The organism is Stutzerimonas stutzeri, from assembly GCF_024448895.1.
In the GTDB taxonomy this organism is placed as follows: Bacteria; Pseudomonadota; Gammaproteobacteria; order Pseudomonadales; family Pseudomonadaceae; genus Stutzerimonas; species Stutzerimonas stutzeri_Q.
Window position 1 is genome coordinate 118696 of sequence record NZ_JAMOIC010000004.1, and the last position, 14852, is coordinate 133547.

Consider the following 14852-nt stretch of genomic DNA (forward strand, 5'->3'; position numbering starts at 1 on the left):
TTGACGCGCTTATGCGTGCTGAAAGGGGAACACTTACATGAGCAACCTGAACGTAGAGCGAGTCCTCAGTGTTCATCACTGGAACGACACGCTGTTCAGTTTCAAGACCACCCGTAATCCGGGTCTGCGCTTTGAGAATGGCCAGTTTGTGATGATCGGCCTCGAAGTCGAAGGGCGACCCCTGATGCGTGCGTACAGCATCGCAAGCCCCAACTACGAGGAACACCTCGAGTTCTTCAGCATCAAGGTACCGGATGGTCCGTTGACCTCGCGTCTGCAGCACCTCAAGGAAGGTGACTCCTTAATGGTAAGCCGCAAGCCAACCGGGACGCTGGTGCTGGATGACCTGCTACCCGCCAAGCATCTGTACTTGCTCAGTACAGGCACCGGGCTGGCGCCTTTCATGAGCGTGATCCAGGACCCTGAAACCTACGAGCGCTTCGAGAAGGTCATTCTGGTTCATGGTGTGCGCTATGTGAATGAGGTCGCCTACCGTGAATTCATCACCGAGCATCTGCCCCAGAACGAATTCTTCGGCGAGGCGTTGAAGGAAAAACTCATCTATTACCCAACCGTGACCCGCGAGCCTTTCGAAAATCAGGGTCGCCTCACCGATCTCATGCGCAGCGGCAAGCTATTCGCCGACATCGGGCTACCGCCAATCAACCCTGACGATGATCGCGCAATGATCTGCGGTAGCCCAAGCATGCTGGCTGAAACCAGCGAAGTGCTGAACAGCTTTGGGCTCAAGGCGTCGCCGCGTATGGGTGATCCGGGGCATTACTTGATCGAACGAGCTTTCGTGGAAAAATAGCGGGCAGTTGATCTAGACAAAAAGGCCGGTAGTTGCGATGCAGCTACCGGCCTTTTCGTTGCTGTTGTCTATAAATAGGGTGCGCAGCACTTCTTGAATTTCTGACCGCTGCCGCAAGGGCAGGGATCGTTCCGGCCGGCCTTGAGCGAGATGGTTGGGTCGATGAAATACCATTGCCCGCCGTGCTGAACAAATGCAGAGCGCTCATGCTGGGAGTGCTCGCCTGCCTGATCGTGCCAGCGCGCCGTGAAGCTGACCAGGGCGTGTTCCGGTTGTCCGCCAAGCAACTGAGTTTGCTCGACCTCCAACCCCAGCCAGACGCTACCCACGCTCCAGTCCTTCATGGACTGCAGGTCAAGCGATGCCTGCTGAGAGGGCAGGGTTGTCGCTTTCAGATAATCGATCTCGCTCAGGACATACGCGCTATAGCGTGAACGCATGAGTCGTTCGGCGCTTGGTGCCGGGGTACCGGCATGGTAGCGGCCGCAGCAATCCTTGAGAGAGTCGCCAGTGCCGCAGGGGCAGCTGGTGTCACCGGGCTCGCGGTTCGTCATCGATCACCACCAATATTTGCCGAACATCTGTGGGTTGGCCCAGAACTTCGCGTTCAGCCAGTCCGGAACCTGCTTGTAATCAAGCAGGTCGTAGGTGAAGAGGGTCAAGGTCTGTTCGTCCCGTTCGAAGCGCCCACTGACTTGCAATGCCAGTGCATAGAAGTCGGTGGGCTGCCAATCGCATGCATTCAGATCAATCAGAACTGCAACGCGGCTGGCGTTCAGGTTGCGTATGCCGCCTAGCAATTGCAGGCCGTCATGCTTGGGTAGATGCTCCAGGCAATCGGCGATGAGTGCCATGTCATACCTGCGTCCGGCGAGTTCGTCCGACAGTGGAGCAGCAGTCGCGCGATCGATCTGACAGTTTTGGTGGCGATCGCCGAAAGCTCTTACCGCAGGTATGTCACTGGCGCCCACGTACAGCAACCGGGACGGGGCGTGCAGTTCGAGCAATGCGGCAATGGCTTGTTGTGGCGATTGGGATGAGCTGGATGCAACCAAATCGGGATCCTCTAGACAGGATTTATCGGTCGCAGGAATGCGCTCCATATAACCTGTCGAAGCGTAAAGACTAGCGCGGCGACGCGTGCCGTCCTAGTCTCGTTATAACTGGAGTGACTTATGCTGTCTGCATGGCGCTCTGGCCGATCCCAAAACTAGGAGGTTTTACCCGATGAGTAGCTTACGGACAGCAGTACCCGTGATTTTAATGACCACCTTCCTGGCTGGCTGCGCAGGGGTGCAGAAGCAGGATTGGCCCAGCTGTGCGGCCGTTGGCGGCGTGACTGGCGCCGCGCTGGGTGCGATTGAAAGCAGTACCTATACAGGTTACGGCGCTTTGATCGGTGGTGGCATGGCGGCAGCGTACTGCTGGGCCAACGGCACCGAGCAAGAAACCGTTGCAATGGTCGAAACTGCTGAGCCTGCCCCCGCTGCAGAACCCGTTGCAGAGCCTGAGCCAATGGCAGAGCCTGTTCGCGTAGAGCTGGACGTCAAGTTCGACTTCGATCGTGCTGAGGTCAAGCAGGACAGCATGGGCGACATTCGCGATCTGGCCGACTTCATGAAGCAATACGGTCAGACTTCGACTGTTGTTGAAGGCCATACCGACTCCGTTGGTACCGACGCTTATAACCAGCGTCTGTCCGAGCGCCGCGCTCAAGCCGTGCGTGATGTTCTGGTCAACCAGCATGGTCTGGAAAGCAATCGCGTTGAGGCAGTTGGATACGGTGAGGCCCGTCCAGTTGCGGATAACTCAACTGAGGAAGGTCGCGCGATCAACCGTCGTGTAGAAGCCGAAGTTGAAGCGCGCCCTTAAAAAGTAGCGCTGGGTAAACGAGCCGGGCTTTTGCCCGGCTTTTTATTGGATTATCGAACTAGAACAGCGGGCGGGCGCTGGCCACCGCGATGACAATCAGCCCTATCAGCAGATTGCCGCCAACCAGCCGCCGGATTTTTCCCAGGGCCGCACTGCCTTCCGGCCAGTTTTCATCAGCAATTGCACGTTTGAGCTCGGGCAACAGTAAAAGCTGGATGCGCAGAAACAACGCTAGCATCACTAAAAACAGCCCGGCCATGATGTGTACGTAGCGGGGGGCCGCCTCCAGTCCTTCGAAGCGCATGTGCCACATGCCGATACCGCTGATCGGCAATACCAACAGCGTGAGCCATACCCACTTGAAGAAGTGGCGAAACACTTCGGCCCAGAGCCTCAATCGCTCTGGCGCCTGCAGCTGGGAGACAGCAGCGGGTCGCAGAACCATCCAAGCGAAAAACATGCCACCGACCCAGATCACGGCAGCGAGTACGTGGAGGGAATAGAGTGAGGCGTACGCAGTCATTGAAATCTCCGGTGGCGGTTGAGGAATGGCGCGTTATCATAGCCACCCACTCGAAGTACTGAAAATATATACAGCTTGCGCGCCCATGCTTAGCACTGAACTCAAGTCCCAGATCCAGGGCGCCTATTCTCAATTTCTCGAAGCCAAGGGGCTCAAGCCTCGTTATGGCCAGCGCTTGATGATCGCCGAAATTGCCAAAGTCCTGGGCGCGATCAAGGCCGACGATGAAGGCCGTCGGGACGGTGAGCCCGCGATTGTGGCCGTCGAGGCGGGCACCGGCACCGGCAAAACGGTTGCCTATAGCCTGGCCGCTATTCCTACAGCCAAAGCGGCGGGCAAACGCCTGGTGATTGCCACCGCTACCGTCGCGTTGCAGGAGCAGATAGTGCACAAGGATCTGCCCGATCTGATGCGCAACAGCGGGCTGAACTTCTCCTTCGCGCTGGCCAAGGGCCGCGGCCGTTATCTATGTTTGTCCAAACTCGACGTGCTGTTGCAGGAAGGTCAGGCACAAAGTGCCACCGCGCAACTGTTTGAAGAGGAAGGCTTTCGTATCGATGTCGACGAGCGCAGCCAGAAACTGTTCGGCAGCATGATCGAAAAACTTGCTGGCAATCGCTGGGATGGAGATCGAGACAGTTGGCCTGAAGAGCTTGCAGATCCCGACTGGGCTCAGCTGACGACCGACCACAGCCAGTGTACCGGCCGTCATTGTCCTAACTTTCAGCAGTGTGCCTTTTACAAGGCGCGTGAGGGCATGACCAAGGTTGATGTCATCGTGACCAACCATGACATGGTGCTGGCGGACCTGGCCCTGGGCGGCGGTGCGGTGCTGCCTGATCCGCGGGACACCTTGTATGTGTTCGATGAAGGTCATCATTTGCCGGATAAAGCCATCGGCCATTTCGCCCACTTCACTCGCCTCCGTTCAACGGCCGATTGGCTTGCCCAGATCGATAAGAATCTGACGAAGTTGCTTGCTCAGCATCCGCTGCCGGGCGATCTCGGCCGGTTGATCGAGGCGGTACCCGAGATCGCTCGGGATCTGCGCAGCCAGCTGCAATTCATGTTCAGCGCCTGCGAGCAGTTGGCTGATTTCAGAGCCGGTGAAGACATGGAGGGTCGAGAGCGACCGCGCCACCGGTTCGTTGGTGGTGTGGTCCCGGAGCATCTGATCGAGCTGGGTATCGAGCTGAAAAAGGGTTTTGCCAAACTTAACGACCTGTTCACGCGTCTGACGGAGCTGCTCAAGCAGGCAATGGACGGCGAAACCGGTGTCGGCATTGCCAGCCACCAGGCCGAAGAATGGTATCCGTTGTTCGGCAGCCTGCTTACGCGGGCGCAGGGCAACTGGGAGCTATGGACGGCTTTCACGGTTGATGATCCCGAAGACAGCCCGCCAATGGCGCGTTGGTTGACCCTGGCGGAGGGCGGTGCGTTATTCGATATCGAGGTCAACGCCAGTCCCATCCTCGCGGCCGAGACATTGCGACGCAATCTCTGGAACGTCTGCTACGGCGCGCTGGTCACCTCAGCGACCCTGACCGCACTGAACAGTTTCGATCGCTACCGCATGCGTGCTGGCCTGCCTCGATGTGCCGTCACTGCCGTAGTGCCGAGTCCGTTCCACCACGCCGACGCAGGCGTTTTGCGCGTGCCCAATCTCAACGCCGATCCACGCGACGCCGCTGCCCATACGGCGGCGATAGTGCGGGACTTGCCAGGGTTGGTGGAGCAGTCGCGTGGCACGCTCGTACTCTTCTCGTCGCGCAAGCAGATGCAGGACGTGTTTGATGGGCTGGAACGGGAATGGCGGCGGCGAGTGCTGATTCAGGGCAATCTCTCCAAGCAGGAGACGCTCAACAAGCACAAAGCACGCGTGGACGATGGTGAGAAAAGCGTGCTCTTCGGCCTTGCCAGCTTCGCAGAAGGTGTCGACTTGCCGGGTGCATATTGTGAGCATGTTGTGATTGCCAAGATTCCCTTTGCAGTACCCGATGATCCTGTCGAAGCAGCCTTGGCCGAATGGATAGAGGCCCGCGGCGGTAATCCTTTTATGGAGATTGCAGTGCCCGATGCTTCATTGCGCCTGGTGCAGGCTTGTGGGCGACTGCTGCGCACCGAAGAGGATCGGGGCACCATCACGTTGCTGGACCGTAGAGTGGTTACGCAGCGTTACGGCAAGGCGATACTCAACGCACTGCCGCCGTTCCGGCGTGAGATCGGCTGAAGGTAGCGCCTCAACCGTCCTGTCCATGTGAGGTCATTCAGGCGATCGATGCTCCGGCAGACGAGGCCAAGGCTGTTTTCATGTTCAAGCATGGCTGAAACAATGCGGTGAACAATCCACAACCGAGGGGCGCGAGCGTGCAGATCCAGGGATATTTCGATCTTCGTTTCGAGGCGGTCAGAGAAACGTTCGCTGATCTGTTCGAGCAAACCCAGCAGCGTGGTGCTGCGGTTTGCGTGAAAGTCGGTGGTGAAACGGTCGTCGATCTCTGGGCCGGCGTGGCTGACAATGCCGGTGAGCAAGCCTGGCAAAGCGATACTCTGGTCAACCTCTTTTCCTGCACGAAGACGTTCACCGCTGTGGCTGCCTTGCAGCTGGTGGGGGAAGGCAAGTTGCAACTGGACGAGCCGGTAGCGCGGCTCTGGCCTGAATTCGCCGCTAACGGTAAGCAGGCGATCACGCTTCGGCAACTGCTCAGCCATCAGGCGGGGCTGCCGGCTATCCGTCAGCCGCTCCCTCCCGAAGCCCTCTATGACTGGGATGCAATGGTCTCAGCGCTCGCAGCAGAAAGTCCCTGGTGGACACCAGGTGACGGTCATGGCTACGCCGCGATCACATACGGTTGGCTGCTTGGAGAGCTGATTCGCCGAACTGATGGGCGGGAACCCGGCGAGGCAATCGTTGCGCGTACGGCCCGTCCTCTTGAACTTGACTTCCACATTGGGCTGGCCGAGTCCGAATTTGAGCGGGTCGGTTACCTGACCAGACAGAAGAACAACTTTGGCGATGCGGCGGCGCAGCGTGTGTTCAGAGCGCTGATGGAGGATCCGCAGTCACTCACGGCTCGCGCTTTCACTAATCCGCCTTCGATCATGAATAGCGCCAACAAACCCGAGTGGCGTCGTATGTCGCAACCTGCGGCTAACGGGCACGGCAATGCGCGGTCACTGGCCGGGTTCTATGACGGATTGCTGCGCGGTGAGCTGCTCGATTATGAGTTACTCACGGAAATGACGCGTGAGCACTGCCGCGGCGAGGACCGTACGTTGCTTACGCGAACTCGCTTCGCTTTGGGCTGCTGGCTGGATCAACCGGATGTTGCAAACGCTACGTTCGCGATGGGGCCCGCAGCTTTTGGTCATCCAGGTGCCGGCGGATGTATCGGCTTTGCCGATCCGCAACACGATGTTGCGTTTGGTTATGTAACCAATACGCTGGGACCTTATGTGCTGATGGACCCCCGTGCGCAGGCATTGGCTCAGAGCGTAAAGGCCTGTTTGGGTTGAACCGCTCGTCTGTTCGTGGTGGGTGGGCTTTTCATAACAATGACCTGCGTCCACAATTTGAGACAAATCCTTGCTTAAGCTGAGCATTGATCTCGCTCGGCTTGTAACCCAAACATCCAACTCTCCCGGAATCTGGCTCATGAATCTGCTGAAAAGCACCTCTCTCGTCATCTGCATGGTCCTTGTCGGCTGTAGCTCAAAAAGCGAAAAGCCGAGCGAAGTGGCGGTTGTGCCGGAACCTGCGATCGATCATGCCTGGCTGGATGAGTACGAGCCGAGATTACGCGATGCTTTGAAGGACAGCCGTTTCGAGCTTGAGCGTCGCGATGGCGTATTGGTCGTTACTGCTCCGGTCGATGCATCTTTCAATCCAGACCGCCCCGGCATGCTGCTGCCGGTAACGCTTGGTCCTATCAGTCGTGTGGCCAAGCTGGTCGAGAATGACGAGAAAACCGCCGTGGTCGTGTTGGGCCACGCCGATAGCACCGGGTCGGTTGAAATCAACCGGGATGTCAGCCGCAAGCGTGCGGGTGCTGTTGCGGCAATTTTCCGGCTGAGCGGATTGAAACATGATCGCCTGCGCATCCGCGGCCTCGGCTCGGATATGCCGCGCGCGTCAAACGAGCTCGAAGAGGGCCGTGCCCTGAATCGTCGCGTCGAAATGGTTCTGACTCCTCAACCTACGTTGCTGGCTCTGATTGGTCAGTACAGCGAAGCGCCTGCTGCACCAACTCAGGTGGCTGCTGCAGAGGTGAGCAAGGCCAAGTGAATAGGGCCATGCCCAGTCCGTATGGTTGGGCTTGTTTTGCGTTGAATCAAGTGGAGTTTGACCGCCAGCCGGTAAGCTGTGGCTCCGACTGTTTTCAGGAATCGCTGTGATGACCCAGACCCTGGCTGATATGCGCCGCGACTACACGCGAGAAGGCCTGAGCGAGGCAAACGCGCCGGACCAACCTTTCACGCTCTTCCGGCAGTGGTTTGAAGACGCTGTACAGACCGAGCAGCTACCCGTTGAGCCTAACGCCATGACGCTCGCTACGGTAGATGCCGAAGGTCGGCCACACTGCCGGGTATTGTTGCTAAAGGCGCTTGATGACCGCGGCTTCACCTTTTTCAGTAATTACGACAGTGCCAAGGCTGAGCAATTGGAAGCCTGTCCTTTTGGAGCAATGACGTTCTTCTGGCCAACTTTAGAACGTCAGGTCCGTATCGAGGGGCGTATCGAGAAGGTCAGTCCCGCAGAGTCGGACGCCTATTACCAGGTTCGCCCGCTGGGCAGTCGCCTCGGCGCTTGGGCCTCGCCACAGAGCCGTGTAATACGCGATCGCGCTGAGTTGGAGCGGTTACTTGCCGAAACCGAGCAGCGTTTTTTTGATAAGCAACCTCACTGCCCGCCGCACTGGGGAGGCTATCGCTTATTGCCCGAACGAATGGAGTTCTGGCAAGGGCGCCCCAGCCGGTTGCATGACCGCCTCAACTACCGCCGCGTGGCCAGCACCTGGCAGCGTGAGCGCCTTGCCCCTTGAGTCGCTGATCGATCAGAGGAGCGCCATTGCGGCACTCTTCTGCATCAACCCCCTTCGTACCCCTCCAGCTCCTTTTCCAGCCAAGCCTGCAGATTGCGTCTTTTAACGCGCTCACGTTTCGCTGCGGCGAGACGTTGCAAGACCCATTCGCGCTTTCCAGAATCCTTTCCCGCCAGGGACAATGCCAGGTCTCTGTCGGCCCAACGTCTGAATCGAACGAACAGCCAGACGTGGAAAGCGAGTCCGGCAAGGGTCACAGCGGCGATGATGAAATAGTCCATGAGTAGTCTCGTGATACAGCTGAGGCTGTCCGCTTGAATGCGGAGCGGGATCGCCTCGGGTAAAGTGGGGTCCTAACTATACGAATGCTGAGTCGGAACAGAGCCGTCGCCAAGTGTCTTTTCGTCACGGGGGCCTACTTAATGCGGTCGGGGATGAACATTTATTTCCCAGGAGAACACATCATGCGCAAATCCATCTTCGTTGCTTCGTTTACTGCCATGGCGCTGGCCATAGGCGGCTGTACCTCGAACCTTACTGGCGACTCCTACTCTCGTGACGAAGCGCGTACGGTCCAGACCGTTCGTTATGGAAGCATCGAGTCGTTACGTCCCGTCAAGCTTGAGGGTACCAAGACGCCAATTGGCGGAGGGGCCGGTGCGGTAGTCGGTGGTATTGCCGGCAGTGGCGTGGGCGGTGGGCGCGGTAGCGCCGTCGCTGCTGTGATTGGTGCGGTCGCAGGCGGTATGCTCGGCGCAGCGGCAGAGGAGGGGATTACGCGTGCGCAGGGCGTTGAGATCACCGTGCGAGAAGACGACGGCAATATGCGCGCCTATGTGCAGGAGGTTGAACCGAACCAGGTGTTCCGTGTCGGTCAGCGCGTACGCATCATGACCGTCAATGGGACCAGCCGCATCGCTCCTTGATTCATGCTGCCGACTACACATCAGCATCATCCGTCTTCGGACGGATAGCTGCCGTCTCGGAGCCCGCCACGCTCGCGCATCGCCAGTGAAATGCGTGCCGCGAAGGCAGCAAGGCGCTACCTGAAACCGTCAGGTCCGGTAATCAGGCGGCGCCGTTTGTTTTTCGAAATACATGAATCCATGACGTCACTGTGATCGGCATGGATAATCGGCGCACACCGCTACGCCTCATCAGGCTGCATCTGGTCGACCAAGGGATCTAACTGCTGTGCACAACACGGCTTAAGGGGTTTTTGCTCATGGCGCTTGCGCTGATAATCGCTTTGCCATTTCTAGGGATCTGCCTGCCCCTATTCTTCGAACGTTTTGGCAGGTCTGCATGTGCATTCGGTGCCGGCCTGGCTCCACTGCTCGCGTTGATAATTCTGATGTCCAAGCGTGCCGCCGTATTTGGCGGCGAAACCGAAGTCATAACGTGGCAATGGCTTCCAGAGCTTGGGCTCAACCTCAGCCTCAGGCTCGATGGACTTGGATTTCTCTTCGCGCTGCTGATTCTCGGGATCGGCCTGCTGGTCATCCTCTACGCGCGCTATTACCTGTCGAAAAGCGAACCGATGGGGCGCTTCTTCAGTTTTTTCCTTCTTTTCATGGGCGCCATGCTTGGCGTCGTGCTGTCCGAAAATCTGCTGCTGATGTTGATGTTCTGGGAGCTGACCAGCCTCTCATCGTTCCTGTTAATCGGATTCTGGAATCACCGCTCTGATGCGCGCCAAGGCGCACGGATGGCGCTTGCAGTCACGGGCGGTGGTGGACTGGCATTGCTGGCCGGCATCCTGTTGATCGGGCATATCGTTGGAAGCTATGAACTGACCACCGTACTTGCGTCCGGTGATCTGATCCGAGCCAACTCGCTGTATCCGCTGACGCTGATCCTGATCCTGCTGGGTGTGTTCACCAAATCGGCACAGTTTCCATTCCACTTCTGGTTGCCCCAGGCGATGGCTGCACCTACGCCGGTATCAGCATTCTTGCACTCGGCGACAATGGTCAAGGCCGGCGTGTTTCTGCTGGCGCGGTTGTACCCGGCTCTTTCGGACTCGGAGTGGTGGTTCTACATGGTCAGCCTGACGGGGCTGGCCACTTTGCTGATCGGCGCGGTAATGGCGCTGTTCCAACATGATCTCAAAGGCCTGCTCGCCTATTCGACCATCAGTCATCTGGGCCTGATCACGCTGTTGTTTGGCCTTGATTCGCGTCTCGGGCCGGTCGCGGCGATCTTTCACATCATCAATCATGCGACGTTCAAGGCGTCACTGTTCATGGCTGCCGGGATTATCGATCACGAGACCGGTACGCGTGACATGCGGCGAATAAACGGCATGCTCAAGTACATGCCTCATACTGCTGCCCTGGCGATGGTGGCGTCACTGGCGATGGCAGGTGTGCCGCTGCTCAATGGCTTTCTCAGCAAGGAAATGTTCTTCGCCGAGACCCTCGACCAACATCTGCTCGGCAGCTTCTATTGGACCATTCCTGCTCTGGCGACGCTGGCGAGTGCATTCTCGGTCGCATATTCGCTTCGCTTCGTGCATGACGTCTTTTTTAACGGCGAGCCAGTCGATCTGCCTAAATACCCGCCGCATGAACCCGCGCGGTATATGAAAATTCCGGTAGAGATTCTCGTCCTGCTTTGCCTTTTGGTCGGGACCTTGCCTGCCTATACCGTAGCCCCGCTACTGGCCGCCGCCGTAGCCGGCAGCCTCGGAGGAGACGTGCCCGAGTACAGCCTGGCCATCTGGCACGGCTTCAACCTGCCGCTGGCGATGAGTTTCGTGGCCCTTGGTGGCGGATTGTTGATCTACTCTCTGCGCAAATGGGCATTTCGCTGGTACGAAGGGTTGCCCCGCGTCGATTCGCTGCATGTGTTCGCCCTGGTTATCAGCAACATCGCCGCCATAGCGCGCTGGATCACGGTACGGATGGAAAACGGATCACTTCAGCGTTACCTGGCATTGATGCTGGTTAGCTCGTTGCTGGTCGTGGTGTATGCGTTGACTCCGTTGCAGTCACTTCGCGGCTCTGTCGCCCTGACCCCGCTCGATGGCATCACGGTTGCTGGATTGCTGATCCTCGCTCTTTCTTCAGCAATGACGGTTGTTTTTCACCGCAGACGTCTCATGGCATTGATGGTGCTCAGCGTGGTTGGCCTTTTCGTGGCTCTCGTATTCGCACGCTATTCGGCACCCGACCTGGCGCTGACACAGATTTCAGTCGAGGTAGTGACCATCATTCTGCTGATACTGGCGCTGTTCTTCATGCCTGACCGAACGCCGGTGGAATCCAGTAGCCTTCGCAGCTTTCGCGATCTGATCATTGCTTCCACCTTTGGCACCATGGTCGCGCTACTGGCCTATGCGGTGCTGACCCGCCCGTACGACAGCATTGCTTCGTTCTTCCTTGAGAACAGCGTATCCGGTGGTGGTGGTACCAATGTCGTCAACGTGATTCTGGTCGACTTCCGTGGTTTCGATACGCTCGGCGAGATTGCCGTACTGGCGATTGCTGCGGTTGGCATCTACGGACTACTCCATGGTCTGCGCTTGCCGCACCCCATACGCGACTATGGAGGAAGGCTATGGTCCACCGACCGTCATCCAATGGTGCTCGATACCCTGTCGCGTGTGCTGCTGCCCATGGCACTGCTGGTGTCCGTCTTCATCTTCCTGCGCGGCCACAATTTGCCTGGCGGGGGCTTCATTGCAGGGTTGATCACTGCGGTCGCTCTGATATTGCAATACATCTCACACGGCGTGGTCTGGGCTCAGCAGCGTCAGCCGTTCAGTTACCACGGCGTGGCCGGACTGGGCGTGCTGATCGCCAGTTTGACTGGACTTGGCAGCTGGATATTCGGGCGCCCATTCCTGACGTCCGCCTTCGACTATTTCCATCTTCCGCTGATTGGTAAGTTCGAGTTAGCGACCGCGATGTTGTTTGATCTCGGTGTTTATCTGGCGGTCGTAGGTGCGACGTTGCTGATCCTGTCCAACCTCGGCCATGTCAGCCAGGACGAGTCGTGCAAGGAGGTGGTTTGATGGAAATCGTATTTGCGGTCACGCTTGGCGTGATGATGACGAGCGGCGTGTATCTGGTGTTGCGGGCCAGAATATTCCCGGTAGTGATGGGGCTGACACTGATCTCTTACGCGGTGAATCTTTTCATATTCGCCATGGGGCGCCTCTCAACCGGCGTTCCGGCGATTATCGGCGCGAGCGCCGAGTACGGCGACCCGTTACCACAAGCGCTGGTCCTCACCGCTATCGTAATTGGCTTCGCCATGACTGCGTTTGTCGTGGTGCTCGCGCTTCGCGGCCTTGGCGAGCTGCGTACCGATCATGTTGACGGTCGGGAGCCGCGCGAATGAATCACGCGTTGATCATGCCGATCCTGCTGCCGTTGTCGGTCGGCTGTCTTCTGTTACTGGGTCATCGCCAGGCGTCTTCGCTCAAGCGTCTAGTCTCGGTGACGGCCACTTGGTTGCTGGTGCCGCTGGCCTTATGGCTGTTATGGCAGGCAGACACCGGTGACCTGACCGTCTACCGGCTGGGTGGCTGGGAGCCGCCGTTCGGCATCATGCTGCTGCTCGATCGCTTGAGTGCGCTGATGCTCTTGGTGACCGCAGTGCTTGCCGCCTTCTCTGTGCTCTATGCGGTGCGCGGCGACGATGAGCGCGGACAAAATTTCCATGCCTTGTTCCAGTTCCAGCTGGTAGGTCTCAATGGCGCTTTTCTGACTGGCGACCTGTTCAACCTTTTCGTGTTCTTCGAGATTCTGCTGATCTCGTCCTACGCGCTGCTGCTTCATGGTCATGGTGCAAAGCGGGTCCAGGCTGGTATCCACTACGTGGTGCTCAATCTGTTGGGCTCTTCATTGTTCCTGATCGGCGTGAGCATGCTCTATGGCTTGACTGGCACCCTGAACATGGCCGATATGGCTGGCCGTGTCAGCATGGCCGACCCCGCCGACGCACCGCTCCTGGCCGCTGCTGGCTATCTGCTGCTGGTAGTGTTCGCGCTGAAGGCTGCCATCCTGCCGCTTTACTTCTGGCTGCCTAGAGCCTATGCGTCGGCAACGGCGCCGGTTGCCGCTCTGTTCGCGATCATGACCAAGCTTGGTCTCTACGCCATTGTCCGGGTGTTTACCCTGGTATTCGGTAGCGAGGCGGGCGAGTTAAACAATATGGTCCTCGATTGGTTATGGCCACTATCAATGTTGACGCTGGTCGGAGGAGTGCTCGGAGCGCTCGCTGCGCGTAATCTGCAGATTCTGCTGTCGTATCTGGTGGTGGTTTCGGTGGGGACGCTGCTCGCCGGCATTGCGATGGGCACGCAAGCGGGGCTTAGCGCTGCGCTCTACTATCTGGTGCACAGCACATTGGTTTCCGGCGGGCTGTTTCTGCTCGCCGACCTAATTGCGAGGCAACGCGGTGATACCGCAGCTGAGCTGATTTCCGCCCCGGCACTAAAGCAGCCATTGATGCTGGGAGCGCTATTCTTTGCTGGCGCGATCTCGATCGCGGGGCTTCCACCCTTTTCAGGATTTCTAGGCAAAGTAATGCTCTTGAGTGCCGTTCCTCCCGGATTCGACGCTTCAATACTGTGGCCAGTAGTGCTGGTTGGAGGCTTGGGGATGGTGATCGCTCTCAGCCGGGCCGGCAGCATGGTGTTCTGGCGGCCCAGTGAGGCGGTCAGTGTAGGGAGGCCGGCGGACAGTGTGCGGGTTGCAGCTACCTTCGGTTTGCTGCTGGGCAGCGTTGTCATGGTCGTATTGGCGGCGCCGATTCAGGCTTACGTGCAGGCGGCGGCGGTGCAGCTCTTCGACCTAGGACCCTATATGCAGATCATTGGGGGAGGTGACGCATGAAATCACGCGTGCTGCCCAATCCCGCCCTGACAGTATTGCTTGCGCTGCTATGGATGATGCTCAACAACACCTTAAGCATCGGGCACCTGGTTCTAGGTCTCTTCCTGGGTTGGGGTATTCCGTTGCTGGTCGGGGGTTTTCTGGTCGATATCCCGAAAGTCCGTAGTCCGTTGAGGCTATGTGGGTTCCTGCTGAAAGTCTTCTATGACATAGCGGTTGCCAACGTGAGCGTGGCCAAGTTGGTGCTAGGACCACGTGATCGCTTGCAGCCGGCGTTCATCGAGGTGCCGATGGCGATCGAGCATCCGTTCGTTCTAGCTGTGTTGACCAGCATCATTTCGTTGACCCCGGGAACGGTATCGGCCTCGTTGCGGCCCGATCACAAAGTGTTGCTCATTCATGCACTGGACGCGCCCGACATGGAGGCACTGGCTGCCGAGGTGAAGAGCCGTTATGAAACCCCGCTGCTGGAGATTTTCGAATGCTCACGTACGTAATACCGATGTGCATGGCGGTTCTTGGAATCGCGGCGGTACTCAACATCGTGCGGCTAGTCCAGGGGCCGGACATGCCTGACCGGGTTTTGGCGCTCGACACGCTCTACATCAACGCGCTGGCCCTGATCGTCCTGTTCGGCATCTGGCTGGCATCCGATCTGTTCTTCGAAGCTGCTCTGCTCATCGCAGTGATGGGCTTTGTCAGCACCGTGGCTGTAGGTAAGCACCTTCTTCACGGCGAGATCATCGACTGAGGAG

Annotated in this window: 16 protein-coding genes; 12 read left to right on the forward strand and 4 right to left on the reverse strand. The window is 58.1% G+C overall.

Annotation, left to right across the window (positions count from 1 at the left end):
• Window positions 1–37: 37 nt before the first annotated feature.
• Complete coding sequence (gene fpr, locus NA619_RS06355; protein WP_255960946.1) at window positions 38–814, forward strand: ferredoxin-NADP reductase; 777 nt, start codon at window positions 38–40, stop codon at window positions 812–814.
• Between the two features lie 68 nt (window positions 815–882).
• Here fpr and NA619_RS06360 read toward each other — a convergent pair whose 3' ends face one another.
• Window positions 883–1368 carry a YchJ family protein gene (locus NA619_RS06360; protein ID WP_255960947.1) on the reverse strand — a complete coding sequence of 162 codons (486 nt, stop codon included), beginning with the start codon at window positions 1366–1368 and terminating at the stop codon, window positions 883–885.
• 3 nt (window positions 1369–1371) lie between these two features.
• Window positions 1372–1869: a DUF6231 family protein gene (locus NA619_RS06365; RefSeq protein WP_255960948.1), complete on the reverse strand. Its 498-nt coding sequence runs from the start codon at window positions 1867–1869 to the stop codon at window positions 1372–1374.
• Between the two features lie 208 nt (window positions 1870–2077).
• Between NA619_RS06365 and NA619_RS25040 the strand changes: the two genes are divergently transcribed.
• Window positions 2078–2686, forward strand: a complete 609-nt coding sequence (locus tag NA619_RS25040) for an OmpA family protein (protein ID WP_272891664.1) — start codon at window positions 2078–2080, stop codon at window positions 2684–2686.
• Between the two features lie 58 nt (window positions 2687–2744).
• Here the strand turns inward: NA619_RS25040 and NA619_RS06375 are convergent, their stop codons facing one another.
• Window positions 2745–3209: a CopD family protein gene (locus NA619_RS06375; RefSeq protein WP_255960949.1), complete on the reverse strand. Its 465-nt coding sequence runs from the start codon at window positions 3207–3209 to the stop codon at window positions 2745–2747.
• 85 nt (window positions 3210–3294) lie between these two features.
• Between NA619_RS06375 and dinG the strand changes: the two genes are divergently transcribed.
• The 4 genes from dinG to pdxH all read left to right on the forward strand — a co-directional run bounded on the left by dinG (window position 3295) and on the right by pdxH (window position 8251).
• Window positions 3295–5439 (forward strand): ATP-dependent DNA helicase DinG, encoded by a 2145-nt coding sequence (gene dinG, locus NA619_RS06380; protein ID WP_255960950.1) that lies wholly within the window; start codon window positions 3295–3297, stop codon window positions 5437–5439.
• Window positions 5440–5576: 137 nt separating this feature from the next.
• A complete protein-coding gene (locus NA619_RS06385; protein ID WP_255961141.1) occupies window positions 5577–6725 on the forward strand; it encodes a serine hydrolase domain-containing protein in 1149 nt (382 codons plus the stop codon).
• A 139-nt stretch (window positions 6726–6864) separates the two neighbouring features.
• Window positions 6865–7494 (forward strand): OmpA family protein, encoded by a 630-nt coding sequence (locus NA619_RS06390; protein WP_255960951.1) that lies wholly within the window; start codon window positions 6865–6867, stop codon window positions 7492–7494.
• A gap of 109 nt (window positions 7495–7603) precedes the next feature.
• Window positions 7604–8251, forward strand: a complete 648-nt coding sequence (pdxH, locus tag NA619_RS06395) for a pyridoxamine 5'-phosphate oxidase (RefSeq protein ID WP_255960952.1) — start codon at window positions 7604–7606, stop codon at window positions 8249–8251.
• Window positions 8252–8295: 44 nt separating this feature from the next.
• On the opposite strand, the gene NA619_RS06400 is transcribed toward pdxH, so the two are convergent.
• Complete coding sequence (locus NA619_RS06400) at window positions 8296–8532, reverse strand: hypothetical protein (protein WP_255960953.1); 237 nt, start codon at window positions 8530–8532, stop codon at window positions 8296–8298.
• Between the two features lie 183 nt (window positions 8533–8715).
• Between NA619_RS06400 and NA619_RS06405 the strand changes: the two genes are divergently transcribed.
• From NA619_RS06405 to NA619_RS06430, 6 genes are all read left to right on the forward strand, one after another.
• Window positions 8716–9177 (forward strand): hypothetical protein, encoded by a 462-nt coding sequence (locus NA619_RS06405; RefSeq protein ID WP_255960954.1) that lies wholly within the window; start codon window positions 8716–8718, stop codon window positions 9175–9177.
• A gap of 299 nt (window positions 9178–9476) precedes the next feature.
• Window positions 9477–12269 carry a monovalent cation/H+ antiporter subunit A gene (locus NA619_RS06410; protein ID WP_255960955.1) on the forward strand — a complete coding sequence of 931 codons (2793 nt, stop codon included), beginning with the start codon at window positions 9477–9479 and terminating at the stop codon, window positions 12267–12269.
• Complete coding sequence (locus tag NA619_RS06415) at window positions 12269–12598, forward strand: Na+/H+ antiporter subunit C (RefSeq protein WP_255960956.1); 330 nt, start codon at window positions 12269–12271, stop codon at window positions 12596–12598. The genes NA619_RS06410 and NA619_RS06415 overlap by 1 nt, the downstream gene beginning before the upstream one ends.
• The gene (locus tag NA619_RS06420; protein ID WP_255960957.1) at window positions 12595–14097 is read left to right on the forward strand and encodes a monovalent cation/H+ antiporter subunit D; all 1503 of its coding nucleotides are present in this window, start codon (window positions 12595–12597) and stop codon (window positions 14095–14097) included. Before NA619_RS06415 ends, NA619_RS06420 begins: the two co-directional genes overlap by 4 nt.
• Window positions 14094–14594, forward strand: coding sequence for a Na+/H+ antiporter subunit E (locus tag NA619_RS06425; RefSeq protein ID WP_255960958.1), 501 nt, complete (start codon window positions 14094–14096; stop codon window positions 14592–14594). Before NA619_RS06420 ends, NA619_RS06425 begins: the two co-directional genes overlap by 4 nt.
• Window positions 14579–14848 (forward strand): K+/H+ antiporter subunit F, encoded by a 270-nt coding sequence (locus tag NA619_RS06430; protein ID WP_255960959.1) that lies wholly within the window; start codon window positions 14579–14581, stop codon window positions 14846–14848. Before NA619_RS06425 ends, NA619_RS06430 begins: the two co-directional genes overlap by 16 nt.
• Window positions 14849–14852 lie beyond the last annotated feature (4 nt).

Bases quoted from the DNA above. Each gene is read 5' to 3' on its own strand.
- fpr (WP_255960946.1), top strand. From the start codon at position 38: ATGAGCAACCTGAACGTAGAGCGAGTCCTCAGTGTTCATCACTGGAAC.
- NA619_RS06360 (WP_255960947.1), bottom strand. From the start codon at position 1,368: ATGACGAACCGCGAGCCCGGTGACACCAGCTGCCCCTGCGGCACTGGC.
- NA619_RS25040 (WP_272891664.1), top strand. From the start codon at position 2,078: ATGACCACCTTCCTGGCTGGCTGCGCAGGGGTGCAGAAGCAGGATTGG.
- NA619_RS06375 (WP_255960949.1), bottom strand. From the start codon at position 3,209: ATGACTGCGTACGCCTCACTCTATTCCCTCCACGTACTCGCTGCCGTG.
- dinG (WP_255960950.1), top strand. From the start codon at position 3,295: ATGCTTAGCACTGAACTCAAGTCCCAGATCCAGGGCGCCTATTCTCAA.
- NA619_RS06390 (WP_255960951.1), top strand. From the start codon at position 6,865: ATGAATCTGCTGAAAAGCACCTCTCTCGTCATCTGCATGGTCCTTGTC.
- pdxH (WP_255960952.1), top strand. From the start codon at position 7,604: ATGACCCAGACCCTGGCTGATATGCGCCGCGACTACACGCGAGAAGGC.
- NA619_RS06400 (WP_255960953.1), bottom strand. From the start codon at position 8,532: ATGGACTATTTCATCATCGCCGCTGTGACCCTTGCCGGACTCGCTTTC.
- NA619_RS06405 (WP_255960954.1), top strand. From the start codon at position 8,716: ATGCGCAAATCCATCTTCGTTGCTTCGTTTACTGCCATGGCGCTGGCC.
- NA619_RS06410 (WP_255960955.1), top strand. From the start codon at position 9,477: ATGGCGCTTGCGCTGATAATCGCTTTGCCATTTCTAGGGATCTGCCTG.
- NA619_RS06415 (WP_255960956.1), top strand. From the start codon at position 12,269: ATGGAAATCGTATTTGCGGTCACGCTTGGCGTGATGATGACGAGCGGC.
- NA619_RS06420 (WP_255960957.1), top strand. From the start codon at position 12,595: ATGAATCACGCGTTGATCATGCCGATCCTGCTGCCGTTGTCGGTCGGC.
- NA619_RS06425 (WP_255960958.1), top strand. From the start codon at position 14,094: ATGAAATCACGCGTGCTGCCCAATCCCGCCCTGACAGTATTGCTTGCG.
- NA619_RS06430 (WP_255960959.1), top strand. From the start codon at position 14,579: ATGCTCACGTACGTAATACCGATGTGCATGGCGGTTCTTGGAATCGCG.